The organism is Tepidimonas taiwanensis, assembly GCF_020162115.1.
Classification (GTDB): Bacteria; Pseudomonadota; Gammaproteobacteria; order Burkholderiales; family Burkholderiaceae_C; genus Tepidimonas; species Tepidimonas taiwanensis.
Genome location: NZ_CP083911.1, coordinates 1621593 through 1636615, shown reverse-complemented (window position 1 = coordinate 1636615; position 15023 = coordinate 1621593). Strand labels below are relative to the sequence as shown.

Below are 15023 nucleotides of genomic sequence, written 5' to 3'. Positions count from 1 at the left end.
GTGCGGGGGGTATAATCGTTAATTTCGTCCAGGCCGGGTCGGTCTGGTGGTTCATCACGATTGGATGGGGGATCGAGCCATGCAAGGGCTTCATCTGACGGCTGATCTGTACGACTGCCGAGGGGCCGAAGGTCTGATGACCGATGCGGCGGTGCTGGCCGAGCTGTGTCGGCGCCATACGATTGGGGTGGGGTTGACCCTGGTCGATGAGAAGTGGTACCCGTTTCCGCCCTACAACGGACAGCCGGGCGGCGTGACCGGGATGCTGCTGCTGGCGGAGTCGCACCTGGCCGTGCATACGTGGCCCGAGCGCCGCGCCGTAACGCTCGACGTGTACGTGTGCAACTTCACCACCGACAACTCCGCCAAGGCCGAGGCGCTGCTGCGCGAGATCGTCGCGGCGTTCGAGCCCGGCCGCACCGAGATCCACCGGCTGCAGCGCGGCAGCGAGCAGCGCCCGCCCGCGGAGACGATCCTGGAATCGCTCAACGATGCCGGCGATGCCGTGTACGGCTACGTCAGCAGCGAGCGTGTGCTGGCCAAGCGCAGCCCGTATCAGACGATCGAGCTGATGCGCACGCCGCGCTTCGGGCTGGCGATGCGCATCGACGGGCACTTCATGACCTCCGAAGGCGAGGAGTTCTACTACCACGAGTGCCTGGTGCATCCGGCGGCGGTGGCGCACGGGGCGGTGCGCAACGTCCTCATCATCGGGGGCGGCGACGGCGGTGCCGCGGAGGAGGTGCTCAAGCACCGCGGCGTGGAACGCGTCGTGATGGCCGAACTCGACGGCGACGTGGTCGCGATCGCGAAAGAGCACCTGCACGCGGTGCACCGCGGGGTGTTCGACGACCCGCGGCTGGAGGTGAAGATCGGGGACGGGCTGGCCTTTGTCGCCGAAACGTCGGAGCGGTTCGACCTGATCCTGTTGGACCTGACGGACCCGGAGACGCCGGCCGGGTCGCTGTACCAGGAGCCGTTTTTCCGCTCGCTCAAGCGCATTCTCCGTCCGGGGGGCGCGGTGGTGCTGCACACGGGCACGCCGGTGTTCGAGCCCGAGCAGGTGCGGCGCATCAACACCGCGTTGCGCGCGGTGTTCGAGCAGGTGCACCCCTTCGGCCTGTATGTGCCGCTGTACGGGGCGTACTGGGGCTTCGCGGTGGCGTCGGACCGGCTGCAGCCGCGCGCCATCGACGCGGCGACGCTCGACGCGCGCGTGGCGGCGCTGCCCGATCTGCAGTACTACAACGCCGAGGTGCACCACGCGCTGTTTGCGCTGCCCACCTACTACCGCCGCCTGGTGACGCCGGCGGCGGGTGACGTGCGCATGGTCGAGCCGCAGCCGTCCGCGCTGCAGTGTGCGCAGGCGTGCGTGTAAACGGCGGATCGACGAACGAAACGGCCCGGCGGGTGCCTGTCACGTGCAAGGCGGCCTTCGTGCGGAGGCGCAAGCGGCGCCCCGATTGGCGCGAGTAGCCCTGTCACGGCGGGGGGTGACTGGCGACCGTCGTCGCGTCGCCCGCCGCCGTGGTGGCGTGGCGTGCCCGTCAGGCCCCGGTACCGAGCCGGGCGCGGTGGCGCGCGATCTGCCGCTGGACCTGGGCCGGGGCGGTGCCGCCGACCGTGTTGCGCGCCTGCAGGCTGCCGCGCAGGCTCAACACCTCGTACACGTCCGGCCCGATCGCGGGGTGGAAGGCCTGCAGGTCCGCCAGCGGCAGCTCGGACAGGTCCCGCCCGCGCTCGCTGGCCGCGCGCACGGCGGCCGCCACCGTCTCGTGTGCGTCGCGAAACGGCACGCCTTTTTTGACCAGGTAGTCGGCCAGATCCGTGGCGGTGGCGAAGCCCCGGCGCGCGGCAGCCTCCATCGCGTCGCGGTTGACGGTGATGCCGCCGGACTTGGCCCCCGTGGCCGGGTCGCGCTCGCCGCCGATCATGTCGACGAAGATACGCAGCGTGTCGCGCACCGTGTCGACGGTGTCGAACAGCGGCTCCTTGTCCTCCTGGTTGTCCTTGTTGTAGGCGAGCGGCTGCCCCTTCATCAGCGTGATCAGGCCCATCAGGTGGCCCACCACGCGCCCCGTCTTGCCACGCGCGAGTTCCGGCACGTCCGGGTTCTTCTTCTGCGGCATGATGGAGCTGCCGGTCGTGAAGCGGTCGGCGATGCGGATGAAGCCGAAGTTCTGGCTCATCCACAGGATCAGCTCCTCGCTCAGGCGGCTGATGTGCACCATGATCAGCGACGCCGCGGCCGTGAACTCGATGGCAAAGTCGCGGTCGCTCACCGCGTCCAGGCTGTTGAGGCACAGTTGCGGCTCGCCCCGTTCGTCTACCATGCCCAGCGTGCGCGCCACGCGCTCGCGGTCCAGCGGGTAGGTAGTGCCGGCCAGCGCGGCACTGCCGAGCGGCAGCCGGTTCGTGCGCCGGCGCACGTCGCGCAGCCGCTCCTCGTCGCGCGCGAACATCTCGACATACGCCAGCAGGTGGTGGGCAAAGCTCACCGGCTGCGCCACCTGCAGGTGCGTAAAGCCCGGCAGGATCACGTCCACGTGGCGTTCGGCCACGTCCACGAGGGCCCCCTGCAGTTCGCGCAGCAGGGCGATGAGTCCGTCGATTTCATCGCGCAGCCACAGCCGCACGTCGGTGGCGACTTGGTCGTTGCGGCTGCGGCCGGTGTGCAGCCGCTTGCCGGCGTCGCCGACGAGCTGCGTCAGCCGTGCCTCGATGTTGAGGTGCACGTCCTCCAGCGCCAGCTTCCACTCGAAGGTGCCGGCTTCGATTTCCTGCGCGATCTGCTGCAATCCGCGCTGGATGTCGGCCCAGTCCTGCGCGCTGATGATGCCTTGGGCGGCCAGCATCTCGGCATGCGCCAGCGACCCCTGGATGTCGGCTTTCCACAGCCGTTTGTCAAAGAAGACGCTGGCGGTGTAGCGCTGCACCAGCTCGCTCATGGGTTCGGCGAACAGGGCCGACCAGGCGTGGGCTTTGGCATCGAGCTGGTTGTGGGTCATGGCGTCAGGATGGCGCCGGCCCCGGATGGACGCGTCCGCGGCGCTGGCGTATAAAGTGCACGTGGCGTTGCATGGATTTTACCGGGGCGGTCCGCCGGGCCGACCCGGCCCAGGAGGGCGCACGATGGGCACGCGGGTATTGGTGGTGGACGATGAGCCGTTGGCGCGCGAGCGGCTGCGCGACCTGCTTGGCCGGCTGGGCGAGCCGGTCGACGTGGGCGAGGCGGCGGACGCCCGCAGCGCCTACGCGCGGCTGGTGAGTGAACCGTGGGACGTGGCGCTGCTGGACGTGCAGATGCCCGGGCTCGATGGGCTGGGGCTGGCGGCGTTGTTGCGCGGGCGCGCCGACGCCCCGGCGGTGGTCTTCGTCACCGCCCACGCGGAACACGCGCTGCGCGCGTTCGAGCTCGACGCGGTGGACTACCTGACCAAGCCGGTGCGGCTGGAGCGCCTGCGGCAGGCGCTGGAGAAGGCACTGCGCTGGCGCGCCGCCGCGGCCGCGCGGGGTGCCGGGCTCGAAGGGCACTCCGGGCCGCGGGCGGAAACCCCGGCGGAGCCGGACCGGGTGGGGGCCTACCTGCTGATCCACGACCGCGGCCGCACCGAACGGGTGCCCATCGACGAGGTGATCTACCTCAAGGCGGAGCTCAAATACCTGACGGTGCGCACGCGCGAGCGCAGCCACATCTACGACGGGTCGCTGCACGAGTTCGAGCGTGCGCAACCGCAGCGCTGGCTGCGCATCCACCGCAACGCGCTCGTGGCGCGCGACCGCGTGCGCGCGCTGGAGCGCGTGCACGAGCGCGGCGGTGACGGGAACGGGGAGGTTTTCGACGGCTGGGTGGTGCGGCTCGACGGCGTGCCGGAGCGGCTGCAGGTGTCGCGTCGCCAGTTGCCGCTGGTACGCGAGGCGCTGCTGGCCGAGCGGGTGGCGTGCTAGCATGCCAGGATGTCCGATGCTGCCGTTCCCATCGTTGCGTCTTCTGCTACGACCGCCCGCGCTGCCGCGCTCGACTTGACGATCGCCACCCGCGAAAGTCGCCTCGCTCTGTGGCAGGCGGAGCACGTGCGCGACCGCCTGCAGCGTCTGGGCCACCGCGTGCGGCTACTCGGGATGACGACGCGCGGGGACCAGATTCTGGACCGGGCGCTGTCCAAGGTGGGCGGCAAGGGGCTGTTCGTCAAGGAGCTCGAAGTCGCGCTGGAGGAGGGGCGGGCCGACCTGGCCGTGCACTCGCTCAAGGACGTGCCGATGGCGCTGCCGGACGGGTTCCGGCTCGCCTGCGTGATGGCGCGGGAGGATCCGCGTGACGCCTGGGTGTCGCCGCACGCGGCGGACCTGGCGGACCTGCCGGCGGGGGCGGTCGTCGGGACGTCGAGCCTGCGCCGCGTCGTCCTGCTGCGGGAGGCCTTCCAGCGGCTGGGGCGCGCCGACGTGCGCATCGAGCCGCTGCGCGGCAACCTCGACACGCGGCTGCGCAAGCTCGACGAGGGGCAGTACCACGCGATCGTGCTGGCGGCGGCTGGTCTGCGCCGGCTGGGACTGCAGGATCGCATCCGGCGCGTGTTCGCGCCGCACGAGATGCTGCCGGCGGCGGGGCAGGGGGCGCTGGGCATCGAAATCCGCGTCGAGCGCGCCGACGTCGCCGAAGCCCTCGCGCCACTGGCGGATTGGGCGACGTGGGCCGCGGTCACGGCCGAGCGGGCCGTCTCGCGCGCGCTGGGGGGCAGTTGCTCGGTACCGCTGGCCGCGCACGCGACGTGGCTGGAGGCGGCCCCGGCGGCCGCCGGTGACGTGCGCCGACTGCACATCGCCGCCGCGTGGGGGGAGCCGGAAGGCGCGGGGCCCCTGTTGCGGGCCGAGGCCGAGGCCGCGGTGGGCGATCTGGCCGCCGCCGAGGCCGCGGGCCGGTCGGTGGCCGAGCGGTTGATCGTCCAGGGGGCACGCGTCGTCGCCGCGGGGTGAGCCGTGAGTGCCACCTCGGCCACGCGGCCCACGGTCGTCGTGACACGCCCACGCGAGCAGGCGGCCGCGTGGGTCGAGGCGCTTGGCGCGGCGGGTTGGCCCGTGGTGGCGCTGCCGCTGATCGAGATCGCCCCCGCCGTCGAGCCCGCCGCGCTGCGAACGTTGATCGACGGCTGGCGCGGGGTGGACGCGGTGTTGGTCGTCAGCCCGGCGGCGGTGGCGGTGTTGCGGCAGGCACAGGTGCCGCCGCCCGCGGCACCGGTGCGCTGTTGGACGCCCGGTGCGGGCACGGCGGACGCCCTGCGGGCCTGGGGCGTGGCCCCGGCGGCGATCGATCAGCCCCCGCCCGACGCGGCCCAAATGGATACGGACGCGCTGTGGCCGGTCGTGGCACCGCAGGTGCGGCCGGGCTGGCGTTTGCGCGCGGTGCGGGGGGTCTCCGCCGACGGCTACGAAGGGCGTGACACGCTGCTGCAGCGCTGCATTGAACGCGGCGCCACCGTCGAGACCGTGACCGCCTACCGGCGCCAAGGGCCCCGCTGGGATGCCGCGCAGCGGCAGGCGGCTGAGCGGCTGGTGGGGCCGGGTGCGATCTGGCTGTTCAGCAGCAGCGAGGCGATCGGATACCTGCGGGCGTTGATGCCCGGCGCGCCGTGGTCGGCGGCGCGGGCGCTCGTCACGCATCCCCGCATCGCCGCGGCGGCGCGCGCGCTCGGTGTGGGGCAGGTCGTGATGAGCCGTCCGGCACTACCGGAGGTCGTACAGGCCCTAGAATCGATGGCGTGAGCGACGCCCCGACCCTCAACGTTCCCGCTGCCGAGCCGCGCCCCGTGCCGCGGCGGGCGGGGGCGTGGGTGGCGGGCGCTGCCCTCGCGCTCGCGGTGCTCGCGGGGGCGGTGTCGCTGTGGACGTGGCAGCGGCTCGCGCGTACGCAGGAAGAGCTGGCCCGCCGCAGCGCCGAGTGGCAGGCGGAACAGGCGACCACGCGCGCCCTCGCCGAACAAGCGCAGGCCACGGTCAACGAACTGCAGGCCCGCCTGGGCGTTGCCGAGGTCAAGTTGTCGGAAGTCGCACTGCAGCGCGCGCAGCTCGAGGAGTTGATGCGCTCCGTGTCGCGTTCGCGCGACGACGCGCTGGTGCAGGAGCTGGAGGCCGCGCTGCGCCTTGCGGTTCAGCAGAGCCAGCTTACCGGCAGCATCCAGCCCGTGGTCACCGCGCTGCAGGTGGCGCAGCAGCGCATCGAGCGCGCGGCGCAGCCGCGCCTGAACCCGGTGCAGCGGGCCATTGCGCGCGACCTCGGGCGCATTCGCTCGGCGGCGCTGGTGGACGTGCCGGCCCTGGTGATGCGGCTCGACGAGCTCGCCCGCGCGGTGGACGAGTGGCCCCTGCGCGCCGACCCGCCGCGCGACGAGCCGCCCGTGGCGCGGGACGAAGGGGCGCGCCGCGCCGCGCCGAAGGCATCCGAGGTGGCCCCCCTTCCAGCGGTCGCCGCCGGCGGCGAGGCCGCGTCGGTCAGCTGGTGGGCGCGCGTGCAGGCCACGGCGATTGCGTGGGGTCAGACCGCGTGGGCCCGGCTGCGCGCCGCGTTCGGGGATTTGGTGCGCATCCGCCGCATCGACGTGCCCGAGGCGGTGTTGCTCGCACCGGAGGAGGCGTATTTCCTGCGCGAGAACGTGCGGCTGACGCTGCTCAACGCCCGTCTGGCGGTGCTGGCGCGCCAGTTCGACAGCGCGCGCGCCGATGTGCGGGCGGTGGAGCGGCATCTGCGGCGCTACTTCGATATTGAGGCGCCGCGCCTGCGGCCGGTGTTACAGACGCTCGACGAGCTGCAGCGTGACCTGCGGCACGAGACGCTGCCCCGGCCCGATGACACGCTCGCGGCGCTGGCCGCCGCGGCGGAGGGACGCTGACGTGCGGATCGTCGCAGTGAGAGGCCCGGGGCGCGGCCGCGCCGATGGGGACGGGTGTCGGCCATGAAGGGGGTGTTCGGGTTCCTCTTCATCGCGGCGCTGGCCGTGGCGGCGGCGCTGTTCATGGGCGACAACCCGGCCACAGTGACGCTGTTTTGGCCGCCGTGGCGGGTCGACGTGTCGTTCAACCTCGTGTTGGTCGGGGTGGTGCTTGCCTTTGTGGTGGGCTACGCTGCGCTGCGCGGGGTGGCGTTGTTGCGTGCGTTGCCGCGCCGGGCGAGCCGCTGGCGCGCGTTGCAGCACGAGCGCGCGGTCGTCGGCCTGCTGCTGCAAGCCTGGGGGCAGTGGCTGGGCGGGCGTTTCGTGCGCGCGCAGCGCGCCGCCCGCGAGGCCATCGAACACCTCGCCGCCGGGAACCGCGACACGCTGCCGCACGCCGACGCGCTGTGGGTGCTGGCGCACCTGGTTGCGGCCGAGAGTGCGCATCAGCTCGGGCAGCGCGAGCAGCGCGACGCGTGGCTCGCCGCGGCGATCGACCCCGTGCGCGGACGCGAAGCGCCCCAGGCGCGCGAAGGGGCGTTGCTGCGCGCGGCGGAGTGGGCGCTCGACGCGCGGGATGCCGACGCCGCCGCGCAGTGGCTGGCGCAGTTGCCGCAGGGGGCCGCGCGGCGCATCCAGGCGGTGCGGCTGCGCCTGCGGCTGGCGCAGCTGCGGCGCGACAGCCGCTCGGCGCTGGAGTTGGCGCGGCTGCTGGCCAAGCACCGCGCGTTTTCCGCGGAAGCACTGCGCACCGTGGTGCGCGGCATCTGGCTCGAAGCGCTGCGCGATGCGCGGGACATCGACGCCGTGACCGCGGTTTGGCGCCGCCTCGAGGGCGAGGAGCGGCGCGACCCGACGCGCGCGGTCGCGCTGCTCGCGCACGTCGAATCGCTGGTGCATGCCGGCATCGTTGCCTCCGACGGGCCGGTACCACACGTCGTCGACGAGGCGATTCGCACCGCCTGGGCCGGTTACGCGACGCTGGACGCGTCCGAGCGGCTGCGCGCGGTGGCGCTGGTGGAGCCGTGGCTGGCGCGGCTGGATGCGGCGTGGCTGCCGCGGCTGGAGGAGGCGCAGCAGCGCCAGCCCGACGACGCCGGGCTGCAGTACCTGGCGGCGCAGGCGTACCGGGCGCGGGGGCTGTGGGGCAAGGCCCAGACGCTGCTGCAGCAGGCCGTGCGTGCCCTGGACGACCGCGAACTGCGCCGGCGCGGCTGGTGCGCGCTCGCCGAGTTGGCGGAGCGGCGCGGCGACGAGGCGGCGGCCCGCGATGCGTGGAAGCGTGCCGCGCAGGGGTGAGCCATCCCCCCGCGGCTTACGCGACAGGCGATTGGTTCGAGGCGGTCCCGACCCGCCGTATGCGCCGCCGACGGCGCCAACGCACGGCACCGATCCACAGCAAATGCACCGCGGCATACGTGACGACGGCGGCCACCGTTGCGACGATCATCAGCCCGACGACCAGCGGCTTGCCCACACTCGTCACCCACGCCCACATCGACGCGAGCTCCTCCCGCAGCCCGGCACCTTCGGGGGCGTCCCGGCCGGCGGGTGTGTAGGCCAGCGCCTGTGCCTCGTCCGCGGCACGTGCGTCCTGCGGGGTGTCCAGCACCCATTCGCCGAGCTTGTAGGCGCCGAAATACACCGGCCCGAACGTCACGGGATTGGTGACCAGCGTGCTGGCCACCGCCGCCGGCAGGTGCGCCCGCAGCAGCACGGCGAGCGTCGCCGAGGCCGGGATCTGGGCCACCGGAATCAAGAAGCCGAAAAACACCCCCAACGCCAGGCCGAGCGCGAGCCCGCGCCGGTTCAGGTGCCACAGGCGCGGATGATGCAGATACGGCCCCAGCCAGCGCAGCCAGCGGCTGGTGGCCAGCCGTTCCCGGCTGGGCAGGAGCGAAAGCAGGCTCGATTTCATCGGTGTTGGATCGATTTCTTTGATTGTCCCCGATTTCGCCGCGACCCCGGTGGCGGGCGCCGTTATGCTGCGGGCATGCGCTGGGAAGATGTGCTGTATACACAGGGTTTTGGCACGCGCCGCGAGTGTCGGTTCCTGATCGCCGCGGGCGCGGTGCAGGTGGGGGGCGACCGCCGTCCCGTGACCGACCCCGACGAACCCTTCGCTGGCGGCGGCCCGGCGCCGGGCATGGTGTTCTGGGTGCAGGGGCAACGCTGGTGCTACCAACCGCGGGCGTATCTGATGCTGCACAAGCCCGCGGGTTACGAGTGTTCGCAGCGGCCCGGGGCCTGGCCGCCGGTGCGCGCGCTGCTGCCCCCGCCGCTGCGCCGGCGCCCGGGGCTCGCGACCCGGGGGGTGCAGCCGATCGGGCGGCTCGACCAGGACACGACGGGGCTGCTCTTGCTGTCGGACGACGGCGCGTTCATACACCGCCTGTCGTCGCCGCGCCATCACGTGCCCAAGGTGTACGAAGTGACGTGTCGCCACCCCGTGGACGCGGCGCAGCTCGCGCGCCTGCGCGAGGGGGTCGTGTTGCGCGACGATCCGCGGCCCGTGCGGCCTGCGGCGCTGGAGGTGATCGGCGAGCGCCGGCTGCGCCTGACGCTCACCGAGGGGCGTTACCACCAGGTCAAGCGCATGGTCGCGGCGGCGGGCAACCGGGTCGAGGCCCTGCACCGCAGCGCAATCGGGCCCGTGCAGTTGCCGCCGGACCTCCCGCCCGGCGCGTGGCGCTGGCTCTCGCCCGACGAGATCGCGGCGCTGCACGCCGCGGGCGTCAGAGCGGATCGACCAGAAACGCGCTGACGGCGGCGAGCAGCGCCGCGGGTTGGTCGGGGTGCGGGCTGGGGTATTCGTGTTCGCGCACGTATGGGATGGGATCGTAAGCGTTGGTACCACATCGCTACCGTCCCGGGCCCCTCGTGGAGGAACACGAGGTGGCGCGCGCCGCCCGAGGGGGGCGGTTATGCTTACGCCTCATGCGTTTGTTGTTGGGATCGTTCTGGCGCGCCGTGGCCTATTGCCTGCACCCGCGGGTGATGGCGCTGTCGCTGCTGCCGCTCGTGCTGCTGGTGGCGGGCGCGTTCGCGCTCGGCTACCTGTTCTGGGACCAGGCGGTCGACGCCGTGCTCGCGTGGCTGCAGAGCTGGTCGCTGGTCGAGTTCGTGCTCGGGTGGCTGGAGAGCGTCGGGCTGGGCGGGTTGCGCGCGGTCGTGGCGCCGTTGCTGGTGCTCGTCTTCGTCACACCGCTCATCGTCGTGCTGTCGCTGCTGGCCGTGGCGCTGCTGATGACGCCGGCGATGGTCGATCTGGTCGCAGCGCGCCGGTTTCCGGACCTCCAGCGCCGCCGCGGCGGCGGTTTCTGGGGCGGTGTGGCGTGGTCGCTGTGGTCGACCGTGCTTGCGCTGCTGATGCTGCTGGTGTCGCTGCCGTTCTGGCTGATCCCGCCGCTGGTGCTGGTGCTACCGGCGCTGATCTGGGGCTGGCTCACGTACCGCGTCTACACCTACGATGCGCTGGCCGAACACGCGACGGTGCAGGAGCGCCGCGCGCTCGTCGCGCGCCACCGAGGGCCGCTGCTGGCGATGGGCGTGCTCATCGGGCTGCTGAGCGCCGCGCCCAGCGTGCTGTGGGCGTCCGGCGCGATGTTCATCGCCCTGGCGCCGCTGCTCGTGCCGCTGGCGATCTGGGTATACGCGCTCATTTTTGCGTTTGCGTCGCTGTGGTACGCGCACTACCTGCTGCAGGCGCTGGACGAGGCACGGCGGGCCGACGCGGTATCGCCCGCAAGCGCGCTGAGCGGCACCCCGGTGCCGGGCCCGGCCACCGCACCGTCTGCGCCGTCCGCGCCCGCTGCCGACACCGTCATCGACGTCGACGCCCGACCGTTGCCTCCCGCTGGATCATGACCACCCCACACACGCGCCCTTCCCGCTTCGGCCTCATCGTCATCGGCGACGAGATCCTCTCCGGCAAGCGCCAGGACAAGCACCTGACCAAAGTCATCGAGCTGCTGGCGGCGCGCGGGTTGCGCCTGCACTGGGCGCGCTACGTCGGCGACGACCGCGACGGCATCACCGACGTGCTGCGGCAGGCGTTCGCCAGCGCCGATGTGGTGTTTGCCACCGGCGGTATCGGCGCGACCCCGGACGACCACACGCGCCAGGCCGCGGCGGCGGCCTTGGGTGTGGAGGCTGTGCTGCACCCGGAGGCGAAGGCCCTGATCGAGCAGCGCATGCGCGAGGTCGCGGCCGAGCAGGGCGTGCCGTTCGAACCCGACCGTCCCGACAACGTGCACCGGCTCAACATGGGGGTCTTTCCGCGGGGGGCGCGCATCATCCCGAACCCGTACAACCGCATCCCGGGCTTTTCGTGCGACGGCCCTGGGGGCGGCACGGTGCACTTCGTGCCGGGGTTTCCGGTCATGGCCTGGCCGATGATCGAGTGGGTGCTCGACACCCACTACCGCGACCGTTTCGGCGCCGACGCGCAGCAGGAGCGTTCGGTGATCGTTTTCGGCGGCATCGAGGCGACCCTGACGCCGCTGATGGAGCGCATCGAGGCCGAGCACCCGGGGGTCAAGGTGTTCAGCCTGCCCAGTGTCGACCACCCCGAGTACGGCCGGCACATCGAACTCGGCGTCAAAGGGGCCGCCGACGCGGTGGGCGCGGCGTATGATGCGCTGCTGACCGGCCTGCGGGCGATGTCGGTGCGGCTGGGCCCCGAATTGGTGCGCAGCGGCGATGCATCAAAACAGGGCATGACGCACCAAAACGGTTCATCGTGATCGTGGACGGTTACGTTGTCGTGCTGACCGGTGTTGGCACGAAAACTGCTTGGACTTGCTGACCCTTTTTCGTCCCCCGTTATCTCTGCAGGAGCACACTGATGGCCAAGACCGTCGCCGACGTGATGAACATGGTCAAGGAAAACGACGTCAAGTTCGTCGATTTCCGCTTCACCGACACCCGTGGCAAGGAGCAGCACGTGACCGTGCCGATCTCCGCCTTCAGCGAGGACAAGTTCACGTCGGGCCACGCGTTCGACGGCTCGTCGATCGCGGGCTGGAAGGGCATCGAAGCCTCCGACATGCTGCTGATGCCGGACCCCAACACCGCCAACATCGACCCGTTCTTCGAAGAGACCACGCTGTTCCTGCAGTGTGACGTGATCGAGCCGAGCGACGGCAAGGCCTACGACCGCGACCCGCGCTCGATCGCCAAGCGTGCCGAGGCGTATCTGAAGGCCTCGGGCCTGGGCGACACCGCCTACTTCGGCCCGGAACCCGAGTTTTTCCTGTTCGACGGTGTGCGCTGGAGCACCAACCCGGGCAACTGCTTCTACGAGATCGAGGAGTACGAGGCCCCCTGGAACACCGGCACCAAGTTCGAGAATGGCAACCGCGGCCACCGTCCGCGCACCAAGGGCGGCTACTTCCCCGTCCCGCCGGTGGACAGCACGCACGACATGCGCGCCGAGATGGTGCTGATCCTCGAGTCGTTGGGCATTCCCGTGGAAGTGTTCCACCACGAGGTGGCGGGCGCAGGCCAGTGCGAGATCGGCACGAAGTTCAGCACGCTGGTGGAGCGCGCGGACTGGACGCAAACGCTCAAGTACGTCATCTGGAACGTGGCCAACAGTTACGGCAAGACGGCGACCTTCATGCCCAAGCCTTATCACGGCGACAACGGCAGCGGCATGCACGTGCACCAGTCGGTCTGGAAGGACGGCAAGAACCTGTTCGCCGGTGACGGCTATGCGGGGCTGAGCGATTTCGCGCTGTACTACATCGGCGGCATCATCAAGCACGCCCGCGCGCTCAACGCCATCACCAACCCGACGACCAACAGCTACAAGCGCCTGGTGCCGCACTTCGAGGCCCCGGTCAAGCTGGCGTACTCGGCCAAGAACCGCTCGGCGTCGATCCGCATTCCGTACGTCGCGAACCCGAAGGCCCGCCGCGTCGAGGCGCGCTTCCCGGACCCGATGGCCAACCCGTACCTGTGCTTTGCCGCGCTCCTGATGGCGGGGCTGGACGGCGTCGAGAACAAAATCCACCCGGGCGAGGCGGCGACCAAGGACCTGTACCACCTGCCGCCGGAAGAGGACAAGCTGGTGCCCACCGTGTGCCACAGCCTCGACCAGGCGCTGGAGTACCTGGACAAGGACCGCGCGTTCCTGACCAAGGGCGGCGTCTTCACCGACTCCATGCTCGACGCCTACATCGAACTCAAGATGCAGGAAGTCACGCGTGCGCGCGTCGAGGTCACCCCGACCGAGTACGACATGTACTTCAGTTTGTGATGGGGATGGCCGCCCCGATGGGGGCGGCTTTCTGTCACCCCGGGGGCGGCCACGTGCCGCCCCTTGCGTTTTGAACGATACTGTGGCGTCGTGTGTCCTAACGGTGCATGAAAATGACGGGTTCAGACAATCTATCAGGGATGACCAAAGCGGCCATCGGTGCGATGGCAGTCGCGATGTGGCTTGCAAGCGACGTTGTCGGGGTTGCGGTTGCGCAAGGCAGCACCATTTGGCGCTGCGGCAACGAATACACCAACAGCCCTGGCCCCAATCCGGCCGCGCGCGGCTGCCGCGAGGTGCAGGGCGGCAACCTGACGGTGGTGGAGGGGACGCGCCCCGCGGCGACGGCCGGCGCCAAGGACGGCGGGGCGCGCAACGGTGCGGGCGAGGCGGGCGGTGGCTCCGCCGGCGGCGCGCGCAGTGCGAGCGAGCGTGTGGATCCGGACCAGCAGCGCCAGCGCGACGCCGAGGCGCGCCGCATCCTGGAGCAGGAGCTGCGCCGCGCGCAGGAGCGGCTCGAACAGGCGCGCGCCGATTACGCCGATGGCAAGCCGCCGCGCCTGGCCAACGAGCGCACCGACTCTCCGCGCTACCAGGCGCGCGTGGAGGAGCTGCGCACCCGTGTCGAGCGTGCCGAGGCGGACGTCGCCGCGATCCGCCGCGAAATGGCGCGGCTCGACGGCTCGCGCTGACGCCCCGATGCCGACCACACGCGCAAGACGCGGTGGGGAGGTGGGGGCGGCGGGGTCGGCCTACGCCGCACTGGACCTGCTCGCCACCCTCGTGGCCGTCATCGACGACGACGGCCGCATCCAGTATGCCAACCACGCGCTGGAGGATGCGATCGGCCTGTCGCGCCGCACGCTGGCCGGGGTGCCGCTGGCGGAATGGATCACGCAGCCGGAGCTGCTGCACAACGCGCTCGCGGGCGCGCGCGGTCACGAGTACGCGGTGATCCGCTACGACACGCACCTCAAGCGCCTGATGCGCGCTCCGCTACCGGTGCACCTGGTGCTGGCGAGCACCGAGGCGGCGGACCGCCGCATCGTCGAGATGCTGCCGCTGGAGCAGCAGGCGCGGCTGGAGCGCGAAGAGCGGCTGCTCGAGCAGGCGCAGGCCAACAAAGAGCTGATCCGCAACCTTGCGCACGAGATCAAAAACCCACTCGGCGGCATCCGCGGGGCGGCGCAGCTGCTGCAGATGGAGCTGGCCGACCGCGAGGACCTGACTGAATACACCGCGGTCATCGTGCACGAGGCCGACCGGCTGCAGTCGCTGGTGGACCGGCTGTTGGCACCGCACCGGCGCGCACCGGTGATGGGCGATGTCAACATCCACGAGGTGTGCGAGCGCGTGCGCACCATCATCCTCGCGGAATTTCCCCGGGGGTTGCGGGTGGTGCGCGACTACGACACGTCGATCCCCGAATTCCGAGGCGACCGCGAGCTGCTGATCCAGGCGGTGCTCAACCTCGCGCACAATGCCGCCCACGCGCTCAAAGATCGCATCGCCGCCGGGGATGCGTGCATCACGCTGCGCACGCGCGTGCAGCGCCAGGTGACGTTTGGCAAGCGACGCTTCCGGCTGGCACTGGAATTGCATGTCATCGACAACGGTCCCGGTGTGCCCGAGGACATCAAGGACCGCATCTTCTACCCCTTGGTGTCGGGGCGGGAGGGTGGCTCCGGGTTGGGGCTGACGCTGGCGCAGACCTTCGTGCAGCAGCACCAGGGGCTGATCGAGTGCGACAGCCGTCCCGGGCACACGGACTTCAAGATCCTGATTCCGTTGCCGTGAGCGCGGGCGGGGTCGGAACACGTGACCAGGAAACGAGCCGC

14 protein-coding genes are annotated in these 15023 nt (G+C 71.2%); 12 read left to right on the top strand and 2 right to left on the bottom strand.

Annotated elements, in window-relative coordinates:
- Positions 1 to 79: 79 nt before the first annotated feature.
- Entirely contained in the window at positions 80 to 1378 is a 1299-nt protein-coding gene (gene speE / locus LCC91_RS07565) for a polyamine aminopropyltransferase (RefSeq protein ID WP_052231541.1), read from the top strand.
- Between the two features lie 169 nt (positions 1379 to 1547).
- Here the strand turns inward: speE and argH are convergent, their stop codons facing one another.
- Positions 1548 to 3008, bottom strand: a complete 1461-nt coding sequence (gene argH, locus LCC91_RS07560; RefSeq protein ID WP_043700627.1) for an argininosuccinate lyase — start codon at positions 3006 to 3008, stop codon at positions 1548 to 1550.
- 124 nt (positions 3009 to 3132) lie between these two features.
- Between argH and LCC91_RS07555 the strand changes: the two genes are divergently transcribed.
- The 5 genes from LCC91_RS07555 to LCC91_RS07535 all read left to right on the top strand — a co-directional run bounded on the left by LCC91_RS07555 (position 3133) and on the right by LCC91_RS07535 (position 8222).
- Positions 3133 to 3948 carry a LytR/AlgR family response regulator transcription factor gene (locus LCC91_RS07555; RefSeq protein WP_043700625.1) on the top strand — a complete coding sequence of 272 codons (816 nt, stop codon included), beginning with the start codon at positions 3133 to 3135 and terminating at the stop codon, positions 3946 to 3948.
- A 9-nt stretch (positions 3949 to 3957) separates the two neighbouring features.
- The gene (gene hemC, locus LCC91_RS07550) at positions 3958 to 4974 is read left to right on the top strand and encodes a hydroxymethylbilane synthase (protein WP_052231540.1); all 1017 of its coding nucleotides are present in this window, start codon (positions 3958 to 3960) and stop codon (positions 4972 to 4974) included.
- Between the two features lie 3 nt (positions 4975 to 4977).
- Positions 4978 to 5760, top strand: coding sequence for a uroporphyrinogen-III synthase (locus tag LCC91_RS07545; RefSeq protein ID WP_043700624.1), 783 nt, complete (start codon positions 4978 to 4980; stop codon positions 5758 to 5760).
- Positions 5757 to 6884, top strand: a complete 1128-nt coding sequence (locus LCC91_RS07540) for a uroporphyrinogen-III C-methyltransferase (protein WP_043700623.1) — start codon at positions 5757 to 5759, stop codon at positions 6882 to 6884. Before LCC91_RS07545 ends, LCC91_RS07540 begins: the two co-directional genes overlap by 4 nt.
- 63 nt (positions 6885 to 6947) lie before the next feature.
- Positions 6948 to 8222, top strand: a complete 1275-nt coding sequence (locus LCC91_RS07535; protein ID WP_043700622.1) for a heme biosynthesis HemY N-terminal domain-containing protein — start codon at positions 6948 to 6950, stop codon at positions 8220 to 8222.
- Between the two features lie 16 nt (positions 8223 to 8238).
- Here LCC91_RS07535 and LCC91_RS07530 read toward each other — a convergent pair whose 3' ends face one another.
- Positions 8239 to 8841: a DUF2062 domain-containing protein gene (locus tag LCC91_RS07530; protein ID WP_043700621.1), complete on the bottom strand. Its 603-nt coding sequence runs from the start codon at positions 8839 to 8841 to the stop codon at positions 8239 to 8241.
- A gap of 75 nt (positions 8842 to 8916) precedes the next feature.
- On the opposite strand from LCC91_RS07530, the gene LCC91_RS07525 reads away from it, so the two are divergent.
- From LCC91_RS07525 to glnL, 6 genes are all read left to right on the top strand, one after another.
- Positions 8917 to 9687: a 16S rRNA pseudouridine(516) synthase gene (locus tag LCC91_RS07525; protein ID WP_043700620.1), complete on the top strand. Its 771-nt coding sequence runs from the start codon at positions 8917 to 8919 to the stop codon at positions 9685 to 9687.
- Between the two features lie 173 nt (positions 9688 to 9860).
- Positions 9861 to 10790: an EI24 domain-containing protein gene (locus LCC91_RS07520; RefSeq protein WP_082007555.1), complete on the top strand. Its 930-nt coding sequence runs from the start codon at positions 9861 to 9863 to the stop codon at positions 10788 to 10790.
- On the top strand, positions 10787 to 11668 hold the full coding sequence (locus tag LCC91_RS07515; RefSeq protein WP_052231537.1) for a competence/damage-inducible protein A: 882 nt from the start codon (positions 10787 to 10789) through the stop codon (positions 11666 to 11668). Before LCC91_RS07520 ends, LCC91_RS07515 begins: the two co-directional genes overlap by 4 nt.
- A gap of 101 nt (positions 11669 to 11769) precedes the next feature.
- Complete coding sequence (glnA, locus tag LCC91_RS07510) at positions 11770 to 13185, top strand: type I glutamate--ammonia ligase (protein WP_043700619.1); 1416 nt, start codon at positions 11770 to 11772, stop codon at positions 13183 to 13185.
- Positions 13186 to 13325: 140 nt separating this feature from the next.
- Positions 13326 to 13877, top strand: a complete 552-nt coding sequence (locus LCC91_RS07505) for a hypothetical protein (protein WP_052231536.1) — start codon at positions 13326 to 13328, stop codon at positions 13875 to 13877.
- Positions 13878 to 13884: 7 nt separating this feature from the next.
- Positions 13885 to 14982 (top strand): nitrogen regulation protein NR(II), encoded by a 1098-nt coding sequence (gene glnL / locus LCC91_RS07500; protein ID WP_052231535.1) that lies wholly within the window; start codon positions 13885 to 13887, stop codon positions 14980 to 14982.
- Positions 14983 to 15023: the final 41 nt, after the last annotated feature.

What these genes read in the sequence shown, in the direction of transcription:
- hemC (WP_052231540.1), top strand. Translation starts at nt 3,958, where the DNA reads ATGTCCGATGCTGCCGTTCCCATCGTTGCGTCTTCTGCTACGACCGCC.
- LCC91_RS07535 (WP_043700622.1), top strand. Translation starts at nt 6,948, where the DNA reads ATGAAGGGGGTGTTCGGGTTCCTCTTCATCGCGGCGCTGGCCGTGGCG.
- LCC91_RS07515 (WP_052231537.1), top strand. Translation starts at nt 10,787, where the DNA reads ATGACCACCCCACACACGCGCCCTTCCCGCTTCGGCCTCATCGTCATC.
- LCC91_RS07530 (WP_043700621.1), bottom strand. Translation starts at nt 8,841, where the DNA reads ATGAAATCGAGCCTGCTTTCGCTCCTGCCCAGCCGGGAACGGCTGGCC.
- argH (WP_043700627.1), bottom strand. Translation starts at nt 3,008, where the DNA reads ATGACCCACAACCAGCTCGATGCCAAAGCCCACGCCTGGTCGGCCCTG.
- glnA (WP_043700619.1), top strand. Translation starts at nt 11,770, where the DNA reads ATGGCCAAGACCGTCGCCGACGTGATGAACATGGTCAAGGAAAACGAC.
- LCC91_RS07525 (WP_043700620.1), top strand. Translation starts at nt 8,917, where the DNA reads ATGCGCTGGGAAGATGTGCTGTATACACAGGGTTTTGGCACGCGCCGC.
- speE (WP_052231541.1), top strand. Translation starts at nt 80, where the DNA reads ATGCAAGGGCTTCATCTGACGGCTGATCTGTACGACTGCCGAGGGGCC.
- glnL (WP_052231535.1), top strand. Translation starts at nt 13,885, where the DNA reads ATGCCGACCACACGCGCAAGACGCGGTGGGGAGGTGGGGGCGGCGGGG.
- LCC91_RS07520 (WP_082007555.1), top strand. Translation starts at nt 9,861, where the DNA reads ATGCGTTTGTTGTTGGGATCGTTCTGGCGCGCCGTGGCCTATTGCCTG.
- LCC91_RS07505 (WP_052231536.1), top strand. Translation starts at nt 13,326, where the DNA reads ATGACCAAAGCGGCCATCGGTGCGATGGCAGTCGCGATGTGGCTTGCA.
- LCC91_RS07555 (WP_043700625.1), top strand. Translation starts at nt 3,133, where the DNA reads ATGGGCACGCGGGTATTGGTGGTGGACGATGAGCCGTTGGCGCGCGAG.